The organism is Sphingomonas sp. (genome assembly GCF_017745215.1).
Lineage (GTDB): Bacteria > Pseudomonadota > Alphaproteobacteria > Sphingomonadales > Sphingomonadaceae > Sphingomonas.
The window spans coordinates 194,455-214,823 of sequence record NZ_JAGHZV010000004.1 but is presented as its reverse complement, the minus strand read 5'-3'; the positions used below and the strand labels follow the sequence as shown (position 1 = coordinate 214,823).

Here is a 20,369-nt window from a genome sequence, read left to right as displayed (position 1 = left end):
CATCTTTTTTTCACGAGACAGGCCGGCGCGCCCGCGAGACGGTCGCGCGCGGAACGGCGAATTTCCGTGGGTTTTCGGGCGCAGTCGCGAGACTCCCCTCAGCGGTGGGCATGGCCGATGAGCGACGACGATTTCGAACCCAAGCTCGGTCGGATCGGCAATCGCCCCGGCAGGAAGGGGAAGCGCTACCTCGGCTTGGTGGTCGCCGCGGCGGCGCGCGCGGGCAAGGTGTTGGGCAAGCGCGGCCGGCGGTTCGACGGCAGCCGCATCGGCCGGGGCGCAGCGGTCGGGCGGCTGCTCTCGAGCCGCGACCGCCACGCCGCTTTCCGCGCCCGCCGCGCGGTGGTGAAGACCAGGCTGGTGCGGCTCGGCGGCAAGGGGATCGCCGGCGCCCGCGCGCATCTGCGCTACCTCCAGCGCGACAGCGTCACGCGCGAGGGCGAGCCCGGCCGGCTCTATTCGCCTGGCGACGACCATGCCGACGGCAGGGGGTTCCTCGACCGCTCGGCCGGCGACCGTCACCAGTTCCGCTTCATCGTCTCGGCCGAGGACGGCGCCGAATATGAAGATCTCAGGCCGCTCACGCGCCGGCTGATGGCGCAGATGGAAGCCGACCTTGGCACCCGGCTCGACTGGGTCGCAGTCGACCATTTCGATACGGGCCATCCGCACACGCACATCCTGCTGCGCGGCGTCGACGAACGCGGCGCCAATCTCGTCATTGCCCGCGAATATATCGCGCACGGCATCCGCGCCCGCGCCGCCGAGCTGGTGACGCTCGACCTGGGGCCGCGCACCGCCCGCGAGATCGAGGCGCGGCTGCGCCAGGAGATCGGCGCCGAGCGGCTGACCACGATCGATCGCAAACTCCTCCGTGCGATGGATGCCGAGCGGGTCGTGGCGAGCGCCGACCACGATCCCTTCCAGCAGTCGCTCCGCGCCGGCCGGCTCAAGACGCTTGGGAGCATGGGCCTGGCCGAAGAGCTGGGCGGCGGTCGCTGGCGCCTTGCCGAGGATCTCGAAGCGACGCTGCGTGCCATGGCCGAGCGCGGAGACATCATCCGCACGATGCAGCGCGAGCTGACCGCGCGCCGGCTCGAGCGCGAAGGCGCCGATCGCGCGATCTTCGAGATCGGCGCCGACCAAGCGCCGGTCGTCGGCCGGGTGGTCGCGCGCGGTCTCGCCGACGAGCTCCGCGACAAGCACTATCTGCTCGTCGATGGCATCGACGGCCGCGCCCATTATGTCGATATCGGGCTTGGGTCGGCGACCGCGCCGCTGTCCGAGGGCACGATCGTCCGCGTGTCGGCGCGCGAGGCGTCGGTTCGCGAGGCCGACCGCACCGTCGCCGAAGTCGCCGCGGCGAATGACGGCTATTACTCGGTCGAGCTCCATCTACGGCACGATGCCCAGGCCAGCGAAGTCTTCGCCGAAACCCATGTCCGCCGGCTCGAAGCGATGCGTCGCGCGGGGGCCGGCGTCGAGCGCGAGCCCGACGGCCACTGGCGGATCGCCGTCGACCATCTCGATCGCGCCGCCGCCTATGAACAGCGGCAGCTCCGCGAGCGTCCGGTGGAGGTCGAACTGCTTTCGCCAACGCCGCTCAAGCAGCTCGCTCGCGCGGACGCCGCGACCTGGCTCGACCGTGAGCTGGCCGCCGATCGGCCGGAGCCGTTGCGTGACGCTGGATTCGGGCGCGAGGTCCGCACCGCGCTCGATGTCCGCCGCCAATGGCTCGTCGAGCAGGGCCTTGCCGAAGAACGGGACGGGCAGCTGCGCGTGCGCGTCAACCTGCTCGCCGCGCTCCAGCGCCGCGAGCTGCTGCGCGTCGCCGACCAGCTGTCGGACGAGCTCGGCCGGCCATTCGCCGAGGCGCGCAACGGCGAGCGCATCGAGGGGCGCCTCGCGCGCCGGCTCGATCTCACCAGCGGGCAGTTTGCGCTGATTGAGAAATCGAAGGAGTTCACTCTCGTGCCCTGGCGTCCGGCGCTTGAGAAGCAGATCGGCAAAGAGGTCGGTGGAATCATGCGCGACGACGGCGTCAACTGGCGGTTCGGGCGCGGGCGCGTGGGTCCGGAGATTTCGTGAGGAGAGCGGGCGTCAGACGCCTGCTTCGGCGCGCAGCTCTTCGAGGCGCTCGCGGCAGACTTGCTCGACGACGTCGCGCAGCCGCTTCACCGACGAGGCGATCGCATCGAGATCCTCGGCCGAGACGGTGTAGCTCGCCGAATAGCGCGCCTCGACATAGGCACGCTTCAGCAGCTCGAACCGGCGCCGATCGACGCGCGTCGCGCGTGGCCAGGCTTCGATCAGCCGTGGCTCCTTGTCCTCGGCCAGCGAGCGCAGGAATTTGATGTTGTGCGAGCGGGGGAAGTAGAGGGTCCGCACCAGCAGGAAGCAGGCATATGCGGTTTCCGCCGCTTGATGCAGATTGAAGGCTGCGATCTTTCGCCAGTTGGCGGCATCTTCGTCCTTACCGGCTGCGAATGCCGCCACTTCGACCCATTTCTTCACCGCGCCGGACTGTTCGTCGAAATACCGCTGTGCCATCTCATACGCGTCGCGCGGCGCCAGCGGCTTCGGCGTAGCAAGCGCGTGGTTGGGAAGTTCGTAAAGTGCAATGCCGTCGCGCGCGATGTCGACCCAGAAATACTCTCCACGCTCGAGCGCCTTGTTCACCTCGTCGAGCGTGTGGACGATAATGTTGACCGGCCGTCCGACCGCCTCGTCCCGAAGGATCTTGTCCTCGGCAACATACCAGTAGTCCGCGATGTCGGTCAGGTCGCTGTGGCTGACGATGATCAGCAGGTCGTAGTCCGACTGATAGCCGTTCTCCGGCTCATCCACCCAATCGTCACGCGCGTAGCTCCCGAACAGGATGATCTTGAGGATCTTCCCGTTCCGCTTCCACGGCTGCGTCGCACCCGAGATCGCCTGCGCGAACTCGCCCATTAGGGTTTTCTTGACGCGCTCCAGCTCAGCCTGCTGCGCCGCGGGCAAGTGATCGACGTCGTTACGCATGGTGCGGGCCGTGATTGAAAAACGCGAGCATCCCCGATGCTACTCTGCGCGGGACTCTTCCTCAACCGCGGTCGCCGTGCGCCAAATTTAGGCATTTCACATAGCCTTGACGCCGATCCATGAAGCTGCCGTTCTCGCGATTGATTCATCCCGTATGCTAAGGGCAATTGGCGAACGCGTTCTCGAGACAAGACTTTATCACTGTACGTGACATTCCGAGGGAAACGGTATGGCGGAAACGAAAGTCTACGGGGACGGCCCAATCTTCGCCGGTACTGGCCGCTCAATAGGATGCGCCGCGGGCCTAGGTCGATGAGCTGGTGGCACTAGCTGCACTCAAACAAGCTCACGAAAGCGCACCCACGTAATGGCGCTCGATTTGGCGCAGGTTGTGGAGCGGCTAGCCCGCTTTACGGGGGCCGATCTCACCCAAAGGCTAGCTGGCTTCGAGCGGAGGGCGGTGGGTGTTTCGTCCGCCACCTGCCATAAATTTCTGTGCGAGATTGAAGCGGATGGCGCGCTGCTAGAAGCTGCCGCCGAAGTGAAGCGTCTTGCGGGTCAGATCAACGTCACCATCCATGCGCTCGGCATTCTGCTGTGCCTGCCCCACATCCTGGAGCCGGACGAGCAAGTCGAGTCCGTCTCACTGGGCGCGGGTAACGCCGGTCGTGAGTTCGATCTGGAGACCAATCGACGGGTCGCGGAATTCAAGTTCATCCGCTGGCGGGGCGGCGCGGAGTCGATCCGCCAGAACGGCGTGTTCAAGGACTTCTTCCTGCTCGCCGACAGCGAAACGACCAAGCGCAAATATCTCTATCTCCTGGGAACGCAGCACGCCGAGAAATTTCTCCAGGGCGGGCGCGCGCTCCCGAGCGTGCTGAGCAAAGACGAGATGGTGCGCGCGAGATTCTATGCCCGGTTCGAGGATCGGTTTGCCACGGTGCGTGACTATTATGCGGCGCACCGGCATTTGGTGACGATCCAAGATGTCTCCCCCTGGGTGTGGGAGCTGGCGCAGATCGTCCCGGACATCGACGAGACGGCGGCGGTGTGAGAGACGTGGCGGCGGAGCGGTTTACTGCCCCGCTTCGCCGTCGTCCGGGATGCCGCCCAGTAACAGCGCGGCCGCTATCATCGCATAGCCTTTCGGTCCCGATCCGACATTGTCGAGAACGAGACGCTGCAAATTGTCGGCGTGTGGATTTCCCCGGGTGGTCGTTCGCCGAGGCGGTCGGGCAAGCTTGCGGATTGCCTTGAAATCGACTCCGTCGACCAATGTCCGCACGCCCGCCAGCTGAACTGCGAGATCGGGCGGTGCGACGTCGAGCCAGCCCTCGGGAAGGCCGGCGGAGGCCGCGACGTCGGCGAGCGATACGCCAAGCGCGGCAATGCCCTCTTCAGTCAGCGCCTGATGCGGGCAGCTATGGAAGGGAAATGCCTCGGCGAATTCCAACGTCAATCGCGCCAGCTTCGCGACATGCTCCACACAACATTCTGCGACGTCGCGGTCGTAGAGCGCTGCCGGCATGGCGGGTTCGCGGCCGGCAAACCGGTACGTCCAACGGCGCCCCATGCCGGTGCCGCCGAAACCGACGGTCGAAACCCGGCCTTCCTTCTGCGAGAAGTTGCGCAGGAGAAGGAAGAAGCGGGCGACGGGGTCGGCACGCATCTCGTCCTGCTTTTGCGCGAGCCATTCGCGAAAGCCGGGGACATGCGCCATCTCCTTCTGAAGCAGGAAAGTCACGCTTCGCGCCGCGCTCAGAAAGGCATTGAGATTATATTGGAGTTCATACGCACGGGTTCGGCGGACGCGGCGGGCAAAATAGTCGGCCTCGAACAACCGCTCTTCGACGAGCAGCAGGCTGGTGAGGCGAACCGTTGTCATATCGGTCGATGGAGAGCGCGCACTCTCTCAGCGCTCCAGCTCGATCAGCAGGCGTTCGGCGAAGGCATTGAGCTTGGGAATCCGGTCCGCGAAAACCTCGACATGTCCCGAATTGTTGAGCAACCCGACCTCGGCGGCTTCGGCCGCCGCGAGAATCGGCGCCAACCGCTCCCTGTCCACCGAGAATAGGATGTGCGGCACCTGCGACGAATGCGGCGCCTCGCCGAGCAGGCCGCCGTTGCAACTCGAGATCGGCGCGGCGCCGGCCGCTGAGAGTGCGTAGATGGCACCTCCCGTGCCGACGTCGAATCCGCCCAGCTCACTGCAGGACTCGTAAATTTCGTCGAGCAGCTCCACCAAACGATCGTCGTCGTCGTCGCAGATCGCGCCGATCTCCTGCAGCAATTCGGCCTCTTCGGCCACAAGCTGACGCGCGTCGGCGATCGAGTAACCGCGCATATCCACATAAGCGTGGTTCAGGAGGATGCCGTCCTCCGCGTCGGCATTCTCGAACGGGCCGATCGCTGAGGGATCAACCTCGCGCACGATCTCGACGTCAACGCTCTCCCACATTGCGATTCTCCGACTTTGTCTTCACACCGGGACCACCACTGCCGCCGATTTATCCTGCCTGCGCACACCGAAGGTGATCGGCGTGGCGATGTTGTTCGGCGGGAAGAGAAGCGTAAAGCCGGTGCCGTAGGGGGCCTTGGCTTTTGCCGGCACCTTCTCCGGCGTCACGGGATAGTAGATTATCACGCCGCGACCGGGGCTTCGCAGATTTTGCAGGCCTTGATTGGCGTTGGGCAGGTCGGTTCGGTAAGCGATGTACTCGGCCAGCGCACGATGCTTGGGATCGTTGTACGTTCCGAAGCGGCCGTCGTTATAGCCGCGATGGATCACGTTGAACGGTGTTTTCCCGATCGTCAGCGGCGTGCGGTCCGAATCCACTTGCGGCGCCAAGAGCAGCCAATCGGTGACGCCGGCGCTTTGCGCGCCGGTGCGTTCCAGGAACTCGATCTGGAGCTGCATCGGCTTCGGACGGCCGCGTTCGTCGCCGGTATTAAACCAGTGAAAATCCTTGAGGAACGCGATCATGTCTTCCGGCGGCAATGCGACGGTGCGCGCGTCGAGCCGGATGGACGCGCCGCCGACCGTCGCCGCCAATTCGACCGTTTCGATCTTCCGGTCGTCGAGCAACGTCAGCAGCGCCTTGTGGTTGTGCTTGATATCGGCGTCCTTGTCGGGCGCGAACGTCGATTCCGACAAGCGCCCGCCGAAATTGCTGTAGGTGACGCGCGCGTTAAACATCTTGTTGTTCGCGGTGGGTCGCAGCATGTGGCTCGGCACCAGCGGAGGGATTTGCGCCGGGGTGATACGCTCCTCCATGTTGGCGTAGCGCTTGAGTTCTTCGCGAAACATCTCCTCGTCGCGGCAGATGGCACCGAACGCACGATAAAGATTGATGCGACGTCGGCCCGCCCGATCGATGGGTTCGTCGGTACCGATGAACAGGCGGACGAGGTCATGATAGCCGCGGCGGAAGCCGAACCACCGCCCCATCTGCATCAGCGTGTCGGCGGTTTGCGCGCGGCGGCGGTAGTAGCTGACGGTTAGGCCCTCCACGGTGTAGCCGCGCGACAGCTTGGTCCCGCCGACCAGAATCTTCCAGGTCGCTTCCTTATCGAAATCGGGCGCGTCGTCCTTGTTCTCGAAATTCAGGATCTTCACCGCATCCGCGGGATCGCCGACATCGGTCAGACATTCGCCCACGAAGGGCGCGAGGACTTCGAACGACTCCGGGAATGCCAGATCGTCGCCGCGGCGCGCGTTGACGGGCTTGAAATCCTCTTCGAACAGTTTGCGCAACCGCGTGCGGCCCTTCGATCCGTCATAAGCCGCGCCGCGGAAGGTCGTGCGGATCGCGTCCGCGAGCTGTTCGTGGTCGGCCGTGCGGGTCGACGAGTGCGCCAGCATGGTGTGATGGCGGAATTTCAGCTTGGGGTCGCGCGCGGCCCGGAACTTCTTGATCGCACCCGACAGGATGAAGCTGTCGATCGCCTTCAACAGATTGTCGGGCCGGCTGTCGTCGCCGGTGACGGCGCGGACATAGTCGACCTCGTTGGGACGCGAAGCGTCGTCGTCGTCGCGTCCGTCGAGATCGTAGAAGTCGGACACGCCCATATAGAGCGCCGGTCGAGGCAGCGAGATCATGAAGTCCTTGGGGAAGATGTCTTCCTCGTTCGCCGGGTCGACGAAGACGTTGGCGAACGGGGTCGCGGTATAGCCGACATATTGCGAGCGCGGCAGCAGCCGGAGAAGGTCGGTGATCGCCTTGTTCGTCGGTGTGATGTCGTTGCTGGCGGCGCGTACGTTGATGGAGGCTTGGTCGGATTCGTCGTCGATGATCAGGGTGGGAATCTGATCGAGGGGCGCGCCGATGCCGCGTCGCTGCAGGAGCCGGAGGTCGGCCAACAGGCGATTGAGCACGGCCGAGTGCTTTTTGACGATCGCGATGCGGGAGCGAGTGGCGAACAGATTGTCGGGGTGCCAGAGCGGCTTTTGCTGGTCGAGTCGCTCGAACTGCAGCGCCTCGATCCCCCGGCCGAGCTTTTGATAGTCGGATTCAGGACCGGTCAGGCGGTACCAATCGAACGCGCCGAGCGTGCTCGGGCGGGCTCCGTGTTTCAGGAACAAGTCCCAATCGTCGTCGGTCACATAGTCGCGATCGAGCAGCTCCTGGCCGATCATTTCCTTGTCGATCCGCCGTTGCGTTTGCGAGCGGAGCACGTCGAGCGTGCCGGCCAGGATGATGATCAGCTTGTAACCCGCGTCCGCGGCCTTCGCGATGACGCCGGTGAAGTTCGCGGTCTTGCCGCTCTGAACATAACCGACCACCAACCCCTTGGTCTGATAGGCGCCTTCGTCCGCAGGATCGGCAAGCCGCTCGACGATTCGCGCGGTGCTGTCGTCGAGCTGCCGAACGCTGTCCTCCGGCCAGCCTTGCGCGGCGAGGTGGCCGACATAGGCATTCCAATAGAAGCTGCGCGAGCGCCGAATCTGGTCGGTGTACCAAGGGGTGTGCTCGGTGGCGATGACGACCGGCGCATCGAGCTTTTGAAACGGGAATTTGGCGTCGCACAGCGCCTTGAAGTCGTCGTCCAGCCCCAGCGCTTCATAGATGCGCGCACGTCGGGTTTCGCTGTTGCGCTCCGTATCGGCCGCCCATTCGGCGGTCGATTCATTGTCCCATGCCGCAAGGGCGCGGCGGAAGACATTGGCGATTTCATCGCCGGCCGATGCCGACCTCAGATAGTCCTTGAGTGCGGCAACGGTGCAGCTCGCCGGGTCGTAGTCGTTGGCCTGGGCGCTCAACGACAGCGAGCGCTCGAGCGGCTTGGGGCCCTTTTGCATGACCTGCAGCGCACCGTTGAGAGCATCGAAGAGCATTGTCGTTCCTATCCCTGGCCGTTCGGCAGAATTTCGAGGAAGGCCGCCTCGCCGTCGCCGTATCCCAAGCCCTCGACGTCCACTCTATAGTTGAGGTCGATGATTCGTCCCGTCGCATATTCCGTCGGTACGAAGGTGAGCGCGGCGGGGGTAAGGCGCGGACAACCCTTCTCCACCGGGATCAGTCGCGCGGCGTCGCCGAGGCGCAGCCGCCGCGCATAATGGGCCGCATCGGAAGACCGGTAGCCGATCGTCTCGAGCGTGCGCAGAAATCGGTCTCGGGCGTCCGATTCGAGGCTTGCCGCGATGCGATCGACGGCCTCGGGTAGAGTCTCTCCGCCCGCGCCCGCCGCGACGAAGCGGAGCGAGACGAGAAACAGCGAACAATCCTGGCTGGGTTCGAGCTGGCGCAAACCGTTGATCATATGGACGCGGCGCGCGGCGGCGGTTGCCTTGACCTCGAACTCCGTGGGACCCCACCGGAAGTCGTGGGACTGGCCGAGCGGTCCCGTCCACGCGGCCAACGCCTCGGAGCCCCGGACTTCCATCAGGCGAGCGAGAAACCAAAGCTCGCCCAACAGGCCGAGCCGGCGCTCCTCGGTGAGCAACGCGGCGGTGTCCAACAGCGCTTGCCAACGTGCAACGCATGCATCGATCGCGGCGATCGGCGGGACATTCTCCTCGGTGACCGCGCGCATCAGGTCGGACAGCAGCAGGTAGAAGGTCGCGAAGAGATCGGAGGCGTCGCTGGCGAGTTCGACGCACCGCACACCGTCGATTTGAACCTCGGCCAAGGAAATGTGGGTCAGCGGGCTGGTCGGAACGGCGCCGTCGGGGGGAAGCGCCAGAACGGCACCGAAACGCCGGCCACCGGGCTCGACAAACAATTCGGCCTTCGGCTCGGTCCGCACGACGCAGCGTCCCGGTAAGCCGTCGGCGATATAATCGGCCCTAAGCGTCTCCCAGGCGGGCAGCAGAGGCTGTGGTTCAGGGGTCTTTTCGGTCATTTTCGCTTGACCGCCTCGACCAACACGGCGTTGCATCGCTTGAGCCACGCCTTGCGCTGCGCAGAAAAACGCTCGCGATCGAATTCGGCTTCGAGCAACAGGAACAACAGCAATTTGACGACGGGGACGTCGGTCGCCGAAGCCTTGCCCGCGCCGAGGATCTGTTGGCGATACTTGCGGTTGAGCAGGATTCGATCATCCTCGGGGACCAACATGAACACCTGGCTCTTGGGAAGCGACGCCCATTCAAACGCGATCTCGCGCGAAAATCCGTCGGGTGCGAGCTTGTCGCCAAGGGTGCGCCGCACCGCGGCGGGCAGGCCGAGGCCCGGCACGGGCGGGATGCGGGCATCGGCACGCGGCTGCCGGCGCCCGGCTCGATAGGTCTTGCGCGCATCGTCGAGATAGCCGGTCAAGCTGGTCTTGCCCGCCGTTGCGGCGCGCAGCGACTGGGCCAGCGCGGCCGTCAGCTGCACCCCCGACTTCTGTACGGACACGTCCCGGATCGCCGAGGCGGGGAGATCGACCGCAACCCGCGCGAGCGAGAGCTCCGCATCGCTCGCATCCTTGACCACACCGTTCCATCCGCCGGCCTGAACGAGCCGATCGTTGCGATAGATGTAGATGCCTTGGTGCGGCGTCCCGTTTCGCCGACCCAGCCGGAACTCGGGCTGTACCGACATGGCTGGCCAGATATGCGCGTCCAATGTCAGCTGGCCGAGCCTCGGCACCTCGGCTGTGAAGCGCTTCGGATAGCCGGTGCGGCCGCTTCTCGGATAGGCGAAGGGGTCGTGCGCGCGGACCGAGCGCGGAAAGCCGGGCTCGCCGTCGAGATCACGCGAGCCGATCAGGATCTTGAGCGCGTCCCGCTTGATATAGCGATGAAAGATCAGCCCGAGGCGCAGCTCCAGTCCCGCGAGCAGCTCCGATACGAACTCGTCGACGTCACCCGAGACGTCGAGACGATCGAGCCGCTCCCACAGAACGACCGTGCCGCTACGGCGCGGCACCCGCATGGTCGAATATCCTTGTCGGAAAGCGGTTTGGGCATCGGTGCCGTTCAGTCGTTCGCAGCGCCAATTGTCGCTGATCCCTTCGACCGTCCACCGACACGCCGATACGCTGGCGGCGCTCTTGCTGAGGACGGTCAGCGAGTTGCATTGGCTGAACGAGGCAGCCTTCAACCCGAGACCGAAGACCCCGAGTTCCTTACCGCCGCGCTCGCGCACGCCGGCAAATTGCATCGCCTCGCGGAGGGCGTCGGCCGTCATGCCGCGGCCGTCGTCGGAAATCGTCAGCGCCGCGATCCCCTCCTCGTCGCGGATCAGGGTTATCTCGACGGTCCCGGCTTTGGCATCGATCGAATTGTCGATGAGATCGGCCAGCGCGGTCTCGAGGTCGTAGCCCATGCGGCTGAATGCCGCAGCCGATCCGCGACTGTCGGGCGGCAACTCGAAGCTCTCCGCGGCGGTGACGGTCTGCGGCATAGACGTGTGATCTCTCCCCCAGGGCGATCGTATGGATCGTTCGGTTGAGCGGAAACAGAAATTCGCTCGCAATCGGTGATTCTATGTGAGGTGCCGAACTCCGGCGAGCAACACGCGTAGTTCGTCAAGAGACAGCCATGGTCGGCGACTATGGATCATGCGGTGGCAATTGGCGCACAGCAGTGCAAGATCTTCGGATCGGGTTTCCCGCACGCCGTCATATTCGGACAAGGGCGTTAGGTGATGGCAATCGATCACGCCGCGTCCGCGGGGACCGTAAGCCGCCTCGAAATCGAAGCCGCAGGTCTCGCAGGCGAGGCGGCCTTCGGCCAACAACGCCACTGCCTTGCGTGACGCCGCCAAGCCCGCGTCGCGTTCGCGCTCGAGATGATTGCGCGGAATGAGTTCGCCTTCGGATGCGCCTGCCACCGCCGGGGCGGGGAGACGAGACGCGCCACCGCGAACCTTGGCGGCCGCGGCGGCGACGGCGGCGACATCGCGTCCGAAGTCGGCCCACACGGTCCGGTCGAGTGTGCCGGCACGTTCGAGACCCTTGCCCGCGAACTCGGGATCGATGTTGCGGAAGTTCATCAGCTTCATGACGACGCTGTCGACCGAGCGGTAGTTCGGCACTTCCGCGACGGTGTCCGCGGCCCGCGCGCGCAATTCGGCGCTCAGCGCGACGACCTCGGGCGCGGTGGGACTCGGTGCGCGCGGCGTGATCGCGAGATACGCCTGCAGCGCCAGAATCAATTCGTCGCGTGACCAGTCGGGGCTTCGCATCGTAGGATACTAATCTGCATGGCCGACATCGTCTCCAAAGAAACGCGCTCGCGGATGATGGCGCAGGTGCGCAACAAGAACACCAAGCCGGAGATGCGCGTGCGGCGAGCGCTGCATGCAGCGGGCTTCCGATTCCGGCTGCATCGGCGTGACCTCGCCGGAAGGCCGGATGTGGTGCTGCCCAAATATCGGACCGCGGTGTTCGTGCATGGCTGTTTTTGGCATGGGCATGACTGCCCGCGAGGGAAGCGCCCCTCATCGAACGCCGCATTTTGGGCGGCGAAGATCGAAACGAATATCGCGCGTGACCTGGCCGCAGTCGAGCGCCTGTCGGCGGCCGGTTGGCGGGTCGAGACGATCTGGGAATGCGATTTGGAAGAAAAGACCCGGACGCTGATCGCGCGCCTCAACTCGGTTGCCCGGACTCCATAGCGCTGAGCAGATAGGACGCGAAAAAGGCGGCGAGTTTCGGCGGCACGGCATTGCCGATCATCCTCGCGACCGGGTCCACACTCTTTTTCGGATAGAAGACATAATCGTCGCCGAACGACTGAAGTTTGGCCGCCTCGCGAAGCGATATGCCGCGCAATTGGTCGGTGTCATAGTGGCCGAACCGCCCGTTCGAAATGCTGTGGCATTTGGTGGTGACTGTCGGCGACGGCCGGTCGGGTCGCATGCGGGTGTAAACATCGCTGAAACAGCGGTCGTTGAGGCGCTTGTTGACCTTGCGGTGGCATTCGAGGCTGAGGTCGCCGAACTTCGTATTTTCCAGATAGGCGTTGGATTCGCCCGGCTTGGCGCATTCCAAGCGCTTCAAATTGGTGTCGCTGAGCGCGCGCGCACGATGATTGGCGATCTCATCGTGGAGCTCGCCGGCCTTGATCGGCGGGAAATGTCCGATCGCGTCGCGGACGGTCGCGATCGGTGCATCGGGATCGGAATCCGGTACCAGCAGCTCTCTGTCGAGTAGATCGGTCAGATACTCGTCGCGCACCTTCTCCTTCAACACGGCAATCAGGATTGACCGCTTACGATATTGCGGGATCCCGAAGCGCGAAGTGCAGACGACGCGCGTCCCGGTCGCATAGCCGAGCGCTTCCAGCTCGTTGCGGAACTCTTCCCAGATGCCGCCGTATCGCGGATCCTTGATGCCGGCGACATTCTCCGACAGCACCAGTTCGGGCTTGAAGCGCGCCACCAAGCGCGCGGCTTCCTTGAGCAGATTGCGGTCGCGGTCGCGCTTCGCGATGCGTTCCTTGCTCATTTCCTTGCGCGACAGCGTGGTGAAGGGTTGGCACGGCGCGCAAATGGCGAACAGCAACGGGACACCGGGCGCCTGCTTTTTGAGCGCGGGCACCATCGCGTCGAGTTCGGCCTCAAGTTCGGCCCCCTGCCCCTTGGGATATTCTTCGGTGGCGGGGAAAATGTCGCGCTCGAGATAGCGCGGCGCCTTACCGTCGAGCGTCTCGTTGCGGTTATTCTCGACATAGGTCTCGCGGCAGGCGACTTCCTTGTCGATGCCGGCGGCGACATAGCCGCCCGCGTCGATCAGGCCGCGGGTCGTACCGCCGGCGCCGCAGAAAAAATCGAACGCCAAAAACTTGGGGCGCGGTGCGTCGGGCGTGCTCTGCTCCTGCGTCTCGGTCGGCTCGGCCTTCGGCGGACGGGCTTGCGATTTGCGCTGCGAAGCCCGTAGGCGAACGGGCGCGCGCAACGATGAGCGCCGCGGATCGCTCCGGCGCTTCAATTCAAGCCGCTTGTCTCGCCAACTCGCCACTGCGCCTCCCTCGGCGCACCATATATCGACGCGTCTCGGACACGCAAGCGCAAAGCGGACCTGCCAATATCATATTGTAGTTAAACGATAAAATCAACAGGCGTCGGGTATGCTCGGCGCGTTCTGCGGTGCTATCGACACGTAGATTTGAAGAATGTACGAGTATGGCGGCGGGGAGCTCCACCGATGCGCGAAAAGGGTCAGGATCGATTTATCCGGTTGGCGGAAGCTCGGGTCGAGCGCGCCATCAAGCATATCCGCTTAATCGGAAACCTCGCGGACCGTTCGAACTACGACTATACCGAAGAGCAGGCGGCGGCGATCATCGGCGCGCTGCGGCGGGAAGTGGCCGATTGCCGCGCACGGTTCGGCACGGCGCGTAGGCCCAAACGGTCCGAGAGCTTCCGGCTGCCGGTCAAGCGCCAACGATGAAGAACCTGTGCCTCGCCCTGCTCCGCGCCGAGACCGAAGCCGAGGCCGAAGCGTTGCTCAACGCCGATCCGCTCATGCGCGAGTCCGCAAATTGGCGTCCGCTCGACGGCCGTGAAACGAATTTCAACGTCACGTCCAACCAAGCGTCGGACGGCGGCAAGGCGCTGACCGAGCTGATGACCAACATGGTCGATGCCGTGCTGCTCAAGCATGCCTATCTTAAGGACATCGACCCCAAATCGCCGCAGGCCCCGCAGACGATGTACCAAGCGGTCGACCGTCTGATCCGCAACCTGCGCGGCGGGAAACTTGTCAACGCGGATCCGCGTGATCCTTGGCTGCGCGAATTCGCGCAGAAGAACCTCGTCATCGGTATTTCCGGCGCGAAGTCGAAGACCGAAGGCCTGCCCTGCTACACGTTTGTCGACAACGGTGAGGGGCAGCATCCCGATGCCTTTCCGGACACCTTCCTGTCGCTGAGCGCGGGCAACAAAAAGAGCATCCCGTTCGTCCAGGGCAAGTTCAACATGGGCTCGTCGGGCGTGCTCCGTTATTGCGGCCGCCGCTGGTTCAAGCTGATCGTGTCCCGGCGTTTCGACGGGACCGGGCCCTGGGGGTGGACACTTATGCGCCGCAGGCCTGGCGACCGCGATACCATGCCCGTCGCCGAATATTTCGTGCTCCCGGATGGCTCGATTCCGCAGTTTGAAATGGATTATCTGTACCCGCTCGGGCTCGTCGACGGTCATCGCTACGAAGGCGTTCATTTGACGAGCGGAACGGTGATCAAGCTGTTCGACTACCAGGTCGGCAGTCGTTTTCTGAGCTTCAAGGGCTCGCGCGATGCGCTCAACGAGAATCTGGTCGAGACGATCTTGCCGTTTCGAATCCTGGATCTGCGTCAGAAGGCCGATGCGAAACGCGGCGGCGATCGCGCGCTCGGCGTCGACGCCCGCCCATTTTACGGCATGGAATTCCTGCTGCTGAACGCGCACGGCGAGGAAGGCGGAGAGGAAGAGAGCGAAGCCGCCGGCAGCGCTCCGATCTTCGTCGGGCGCTTCACCGACCCCGGCTTGGGCGAGGTGCGGATCGGTGCGATCGGGTTGAAACGCGATTTGCCGGGATGGCTCAAGCCGCAGAATTCCAACAACCGCGTCTTCCATGCGGTGAACGGCCAGGTGCAGTTCAAACAAAGTCGGGGCTATCTGTCGCAAAGCTGCGGGTTCCCCGCGCTGAAGGATCGCGTGGTCGTCGTCGTCGATGCGAGCGGCCTGAGCTTTTCGGCCCATAACGAGGTGTGGAAAGGCGATCGCGAGCATATCTCCAGTACACTGGACGGCGAGCGCTATCTCGATCTGGTCACGCGCACGATCCGCGAATCCGACGCGCTGAAGGACTTCCAGCGCCGGGTGGCCCAGGAAGAGCTCGAGCGGGCGGCGAAGAACGAGGGCAATAGTCTCTTCCAAAAGCTGCTCGATCGCGATCCGACGCTGGCAGGCCTGTTGTCGTCGCGCGATCCGACGATCCGCGTGCCCGGCGGCGGGTTCGGCGCCGACGACGAAGAGCTCTATGACGGTCTGTACAGTCCGACGCGCCTGACGCTAGACGACCGGTCGCGCAGGACGGTCGATATTCCGATGCGGCGCGGCCGCGCCGTGATCGCCCATACCGATGTCGAGAATGGCTATTTGCGACGTGCCGACAACGGCGGCAGCATTCTGATGGATGCGAAGGTTCGCGAGAGCTTCAGCGTCCGCGAACACTTGAAGGACGGGCGTCTCAGCGTTCATTTCGTGCCCGCCGAGGGTCTGTCGCCCGGCGATATGATCGAGGTGCGCCTTGGCCTGGTGGATCGGGCGATGCCGGAACCGGTGTTCGCGGAGCCGACAATGCTGCGGGTGACGGCCGATCGGGAGGATGTCGAGGACGAGGACAAGCCGAACGGACAACGCAAGCCGCGCAAGGCCGACGGCGGCGACAACGGTTCGGGTTCGGGGCCGACGCACGGCATGCCACGCTTCGTGCTGCTGACGCGGGACGGTCGCTCGGTCGAGGGCATCGAAACCGAGGCCTGGCCCGCTGATTTCAACGAACATGACGGCGGAGAGATCGTCGATCTCGGCGAGGGAGAGACGCTGTACAAGATCAACTACGACAATGCGTATCACCTTCGCTATCGGTTGACGCAAAGGGGCTCGCTGGCGCGCGAGGTGGTGACCGAGAAGTACATCCTCGGCATGCGCATTTTGTTGCTCGGCTACGAACATGCGATGCGAAGCCTAAAGCACATCGGCGGATCGGCGATCGGTGAGTTCTCGGATGACTTTCGCCGTATGGCGGCGCGCGGCGCAGCGTCGACCGTCCTCGCTTTGGCGGAGAATCTGCCCAAGATCGTCGACACGTCGTCGATCGGATCGGAAGAGGCCGAATAGAGTCGCGGGGAGCCCGAAGCGGGCCGTCTGCCTCTCGACACCCGATATGACCCTGCCCAAATCGCATTGTTGATTGCGGGCTCGAACACGACGCCCTCGTGCGCGACGATACCGGCTGCACGTGCAAGCCTTTCCTACCCCCACGCTGCGGCGCTGGCCAAAGATTTGCTACGCTTCGGGGGCGGAGCCTGAAAGGTGTCGATGCGACCTGTGGCGGCGCAGAGAGGGATAGCGCACAGTATAGCTAAGTGGGGCTTGGCGGACATCGAGCGGTATTTTTCCGCGTCGAAGCGGCTCAGGCGTCCAATCGTGAAAACTCCAGCTGGTCGATGAAGACGCTGAGCGGCTCCTTCTCGATGTCGCAGAATTCGGCGAGATTATTCCAGAACGGCCAACCGCTTTTCAGGCTGTAGATCCGGATCCCGTTTTCCCAGCCGAAGGACCCACTCAGTTCCTCGTGGCAGGCGAGCTTGTAGGATTCGAGCAGCGCGAGGTTGGTCTTGATTTTCTGCAGGCTGATCTTGTGGGACGTCCTGAAGTCGTCGACTTTGAGTGCCACATCGCCATAGGCCTGCTGGACAACGCCGCTGTCGCGCATGAACCAGGCACGCTCGACCACCGCTCCGAAGAAACGCCTGACCTCGATCGGCACGGTGACGAATTTCGCGAGAAAGGCGTTCAGCTCCTCCACCGCTTCGTCAATCTCGACCGGCGCGTGGTTCCAGCCCAGCACCGCATTCATGCGTGCGAGATTCGCGACCTTCGGCGTCGGCGCCGACCGCGTCTGATCGATGAACGCCTCGAGCATGATGGCGCTGGGATCGGTGAACCGGGCCTCGTGATCCGCCTTCATCTTGACCAGCTTTGCGACCGTGTAGGTTTTCTCGTCGTTGGTTTCGATATGATGCTGGTAGCAGAGCAGCATCAGGTTCTTGAACGCCCGCCGCTCCTCGTTGGACATGGTCGCGCGGAAGCGTTCGCCCTTGACGCCTTCGATGTGGCAAATCTGCCCGATGAAATCGCCCTGCGCGTTCATCATGATGTTGTTGCAGCCAGAGAATGCGCACAGGTTTCCCGACTTCAGGAACAATTGCCTGAGTACGTCCTTGCTCGGTTCGAGTCGTTTGGGATCGTCGTCTTTGCTTGCCATCGGCGGCGCATAGCGCGCCGGTCGGACGCCCGCCATCCTCGCGCGGCCGACTGCGGGTGACCCGAAGGCTACCCGTCAATAATATCGGTCATAGTCGGCCGTGATGCCGGCACGATCGGCGAACTCGCCGAGAATGACGATCGTGGTAGGCAAAAGCAGCCGCATCCGGTTCGGATCGTCCCAACTCTCGTTTCCGTGCTTGCCGCCGTGAAAGAGATTGTTCCTGACCGTCTGCGCCAACCGCACGACCCGTTTGAGGTCGCTCGGCTGTTCGGCAAAATGAACGTCGCGGAATTCGAGTCCCGCCGGACCGACGATTTGCTGTTGCGGATTGGCGGCAATCAGGGCCTTCGCCGCGGACGTCGGTTCGTAGTCGCCTTGCCAGGCGTCGACAAAGCCTTGCCAGCTCGGTTCAGCTCTCGTGCCGACGATCCGGCTCTTAAGGTAGCCGTTTTCCTTCAGCGCGAATTCGAACCGCGAGAACCAATAGAAGAACTCGAAAGCCAGCGTTCGAACATCGTCCGGAATGGTGTCGTGTTGCATTCGCGCATCCTTCCGGCCGCGTGGCACCGCGATCAAGCCCCATTCGCCATGTCGTGCCTGCCCGGTCCTCACCCCGACGCTTCCGCCGCGCTAGGGCGGGATCGCGCGTGCTGTTAAGGATCGGGCATGGCCAAGAAGCGCGGCAAGGCCCCGATGGGGCTCGACGATATCGTCATCGGAAGCGGCCTGCCGGCGGCGGATGCCTATGGCTGGGATCACTCTCCCCGTTTTCCGGCAGGGGAAGAAGAGCGTCTGTACCGCGATGCCACGACAACGCTCGAGGCGGGGTTTCGAACGGTCGACACGCTCATGGTGATGACCGCGCTCGGCGCGATCGAGAAGATCACGGCGCTTGACCCGCCGCCGCAACGGATCAGCATCGCCGGGGTCGAACTTGCCCAGGCGCTCATGCTCCGGGAAAGCGCAGCGGGCGATCCGCCGTTCCCCGCGCAGATCCGACGTGTCACGGATGCGTTCGAGGCACACCTCCACCTTTTTCTCGGCCAGACCTCGAAGCCGCGCAGCGGCGCCAAGGAGAGCCTGCTCACGCGCCGCATGATTCAGACCCTGATGGTGCGCCACACATTCTATGCGCACCATGCAGCAAAGATATTCCGGACGATCGGGGATGAGTTGGCGCCTTTCGGCGACCGGGTGCTCGGCATGTCGCTCAAAGACGCGTCGCTGGTGGCGATGGCGGCCGCAAGCCTCGTCGCGACGCTGGTCGATTCCAGCAAGGTGCCGGGCGAGATCGATGCCTGGCTCAAGGATGGAAGCACGCCGTTCAATCCAGAATGGGTGTCGCTGTTCGAGGTGTCCGTGCCGATGCTCGCGCTTGCGCTGCCGCACTTGGGCGCGACGACGATCGTGGCGGTTCTCGACCTGCTGTCGATCGAGCCGGGCGCGCTTGTAGGCGCCAACCCGGACCATCTTCATCTCGACAACCCGGTCTGGAAACGGCCGTTCGTGAAGGCCGACGGCCGCTGGTTCTGCTTCTCGCCCGGAACGGTGCTGGCGGCGCATGCCGATATTCTATCGACGCTCGCAGAGGAGGTGTCGAGCAAGCCGGGGGAACTGTTGGGCAAGGCACGCGGCGATGCCCTCGAAGCGATGACGGCGCGTGCGCTCCTCGAGATGTTTCCGCATGGCGAGGCGCTGACGTCGGTCTTCTGGACCGATCCCGCGAGCGGCGAGGAGCACGAAACGGATCTCCTTCTCCTGCTCGACGAGCATGTGCTGATCTTCGAATCGAAGAGCCATGTCCTCTCAACGGTCGCCCGGCGCGGCAGCGCGGCCTGGTTCGATCTGTTCGACGACATCGTCGTCGAGGCTTCGGTGCAGGCCTCGCGACTGGAGGCCATTCTGCGCGACCGCGGCGACGCCGTTTTGAAGTTGAGGACGGATCAGGGCGAACGGACGCTCGTCAAGGAAGGCATCCGGCAGATTGCCCGATTCGGCATCTCGCTCGAGCGTGTGACGATGGCGAGCTATGGGGTCGAAGACGCGCTTCGCGAGCGGATCGCGCGGCGGGGCGCCAAGCCGATGCCCGTATTCACGATCGGCGACCTCTGGCTTGTCCGCGACCTGGTCGGCAGCGAAGGCCGCTGCCTCCATTTCTTTCTGCGGCGGGCCGAGCTCGAACGGGACCACGAATTCGTTGCCGACGAGCTCGACTTGCTCGCGCTGTACCTCAAGACCGGCTTCACGCGGCTATGGCGCAAGGGCTTCGATCTCGGGCCGCTCGTTCTCTACGGCCTGTCCGACCTGCTGCGGTATCATGTGAAGGGTTCCGCGCACCACGACCCACGGGTGCGCCCGCCGAAGCGCACAAGCGGCTGGTGGGACCGCATCATCAGGGATCGGGAAGACAAGCGGCCGAGGGGATGGACCGACATGGTCTACGATCTGCTGAACGTTCCGCTCGTCTCGCAGGATAAATTCTGGACCGACATCGTCGCCATGCGCCGCAACATTAGGCGCATGGCTGGAAAACGCCTTCTCAACGGCGTGCTGATGCAGGTTCCGGAGCAATTGCACCCGAGCGCCTTCGCGTGCCTAGTTGCCGGCAAGATGACCGATATGGAGCGCGTCAATGCGGCCCGCGCCGCGTTTGCGGAGCTGGACGAAAAGCATCCCGATGAGCGGCTGTTCGTGTTCTGTCTCGATGCAACGCGCGATCTCCGCGATCCGGCGCTACCCTATTATCGCGGTGTCGAATGGGAGCGCGAAGTGGAGGCGCGGGTCGAAGAGGGCGAAGAACTCGCCACCGATCTGTTCTTTGCGGTAGACCGCGAGGCGTGATGCCGCTGGGGCCCGCGTGCAGCTCCCTCGTCGTGGCTATCCTGGCAGCGCTTAGAATCGCGAATCCCGCGAGATCCCTTGAAGAAGGGGGATGTGCTTAG

General features: G+C 64.0%; 16 protein-coding genes. 6 read left to right on the top strand and 10 right to left on the bottom strand.

Features of this window, described 5'->3' with window-relative positions; all coding sequences use genetic code 11:
* Positions 1 to 117: 117 nt before the first annotated feature.
* Complete coding sequence (gene rlxS / locus J7495_RS06165) at positions 118 to 2,088, top strand: relaxase/mobilization nuclease RlxS (protein ID WP_294055411.1); 1,971 nt, start codon at positions 118 to 120, stop codon at positions 2,086 to 2,088.
* A gap of 12 nt (positions 2,089 to 2,100) precedes the next feature.
* On the opposite strand, the gene J7495_RS06160 is transcribed toward rlxS, so the two are convergent.
* Positions 2,101 to 3,021 carry a HEPN domain-containing protein gene (locus J7495_RS06160; RefSeq protein WP_294055410.1) on the bottom strand — a complete coding sequence of 307 codons (921 nt, stop codon included), beginning with the start codon at positions 3,019 to 3,021 and terminating at the stop codon, positions 2,101 to 2,103.
* A 367-nt stretch (positions 3,022 to 3,388) separates the two neighbouring features.
* Between J7495_RS06160 and J7495_RS06155 the strand changes: the two genes are divergently transcribed.
* On the top strand, positions 3,389 to 4,075 hold the full coding sequence (locus tag J7495_RS06155) for a hypothetical protein (protein WP_294055408.1): 687 nt from the start codon (positions 3,389 to 3,391) through the stop codon (positions 4,073 to 4,075).
* A 21-nt stretch (positions 4,076 to 4,096) separates the two neighbouring features.
* On the opposite strand, the gene J7495_RS06150 is transcribed toward J7495_RS06155, so the two are convergent.
* The 6 genes from J7495_RS06150 to J7495_RS06125 form a co-directional block, all read right to left on the bottom strand.
* Positions 4,097 to 4,906, bottom strand: a complete 810-nt coding sequence (locus tag J7495_RS06150; RefSeq protein WP_294055406.1) for a hypothetical protein — start codon at positions 4,904 to 4,906, stop codon at positions 4,097 to 4,099.
* Positions 4,907 to 4,933: 27 nt separating this feature from the next.
* A complete protein-coding gene (locus tag J7495_RS06145) occupies positions 4,934 to 5,479 on the bottom strand; it encodes a hypothetical protein (protein ID WP_294055405.1) in 546 nt (181 codons plus the stop codon).
* Positions 5,480 to 5,500: 21 nt separating this feature from the next.
* Positions 5,501 to 8,356: a Z1 domain-containing protein gene (locus tag J7495_RS06140; protein WP_294055403.1), complete on the bottom strand. Its 2,856-nt coding sequence runs from the start codon at positions 8,354 to 8,356 to the stop codon at positions 5,501 to 5,503.
* An 8-nt stretch (positions 8,357 to 8,364) separates the two neighbouring features.
* Entirely contained in the window at positions 8,365 to 9,363 is a 999-nt protein-coding gene (locus J7495_RS06135; protein WP_294055401.1) for a PD-(D/E)XK motif protein, read from the bottom strand.
* On the bottom strand, positions 9,360 to 10,850 hold the full coding sequence (locus J7495_RS06130) for an ATP-binding protein (protein WP_294055400.1): 1,491 nt from the start codon (positions 10,848 to 10,850) through the stop codon (positions 9,360 to 9,362). Before J7495_RS06130 ends, J7495_RS06135 begins: the two co-directional genes overlap by 4 nt.
* Positions 10,851 to 10,931: 81 nt before the next feature.
* On the bottom strand, positions 10,932 to 11,633 hold the full coding sequence (locus tag J7495_RS06125) for an HNH endonuclease (protein WP_294055398.1): 702 nt from the start codon (positions 11,631 to 11,633) through the stop codon (positions 10,932 to 10,934).
* An 18-nt stretch (positions 11,634 to 11,651) separates the two neighbouring features.
* On the opposite strand from J7495_RS06125, the gene J7495_RS06120 reads away from it, so the two are divergent.
* On the top strand, positions 11,652 to 12,065 hold the full coding sequence (locus J7495_RS06120; protein WP_294055396.1) for a very short patch repair endonuclease: 414 nt from the start codon (positions 11,652 to 11,654) through the stop codon (positions 12,063 to 12,065).
* Here J7495_RS06120 and J7495_RS06115 read toward each other — a convergent pair.
* Positions 12,040 to 13,347 (bottom strand): DNA cytosine methyltransferase, encoded by a 1,308-nt coding sequence (locus J7495_RS06115; RefSeq protein WP_294055394.1) that lies wholly within the window; start codon positions 13,345 to 13,347, stop codon positions 12,040 to 12,042. The genes J7495_RS06120 and J7495_RS06115 overlap by 26 nt on opposite strands.
* Positions 13,348 to 13,596: 249 nt before the next feature.
* On the opposite strand from J7495_RS06115, the gene J7495_RS06110 reads away from it, so the two are divergent.
* Together J7495_RS06110 and J7495_RS06105 are read left to right on the top strand one after the other, a co-directional pair.
* Positions 13,597 to 13,842: a hypothetical protein gene (locus J7495_RS06110; RefSeq protein ID WP_294055392.1), complete on the top strand. Its 246-nt coding sequence runs from the start codon at positions 13,597 to 13,599 to the stop codon at positions 13,840 to 13,842.
* Positions 13,839 to 16,274: a hypothetical protein gene (locus J7495_RS06105; protein ID WP_294055390.1), complete on the top strand. Its 2,436-nt coding sequence runs from the start codon at positions 13,839 to 13,841 to the stop codon at positions 16,272 to 16,274. The genes J7495_RS06110 and J7495_RS06105 overlap by 4 nt, the downstream gene beginning before the upstream one ends.
* Positions 16,275 to 16,569: 295 nt before the next feature.
* On the opposite strand, the gene J7495_RS06100 is transcribed toward J7495_RS06105, so the two are convergent.
* Positions 16,570 to 17,460: a hypothetical protein gene (locus tag J7495_RS06100; RefSeq protein ID WP_294055388.1), complete on the bottom strand. Its 891-nt coding sequence runs from the start codon at positions 17,458 to 17,460 to the stop codon at positions 16,570 to 16,572.
* A 39-nt stretch (positions 17,461 to 17,499) separates the two neighbouring features.
* On the bottom strand, positions 17,500 to 17,967 hold the full coding sequence (locus J7495_RS06095; protein WP_294055386.1) for a hypothetical protein: 468 nt from the start codon (positions 17,965 to 17,967) through the stop codon (positions 17,500 to 17,502).
* Between the two features lie 126 nt (positions 17,968 to 18,093).
* On the opposite strand from J7495_RS06095, the gene J7495_RS06090 reads away from it, so the two are divergent.
* Entirely contained in the window at positions 18,094 to 20,268 is a 2,175-nt protein-coding gene (locus J7495_RS06090; RefSeq protein ID WP_294055384.1) for a hypothetical protein, read from the top strand.
* Positions 20,269 to 20,369: the final 101 nt, after the last annotated feature.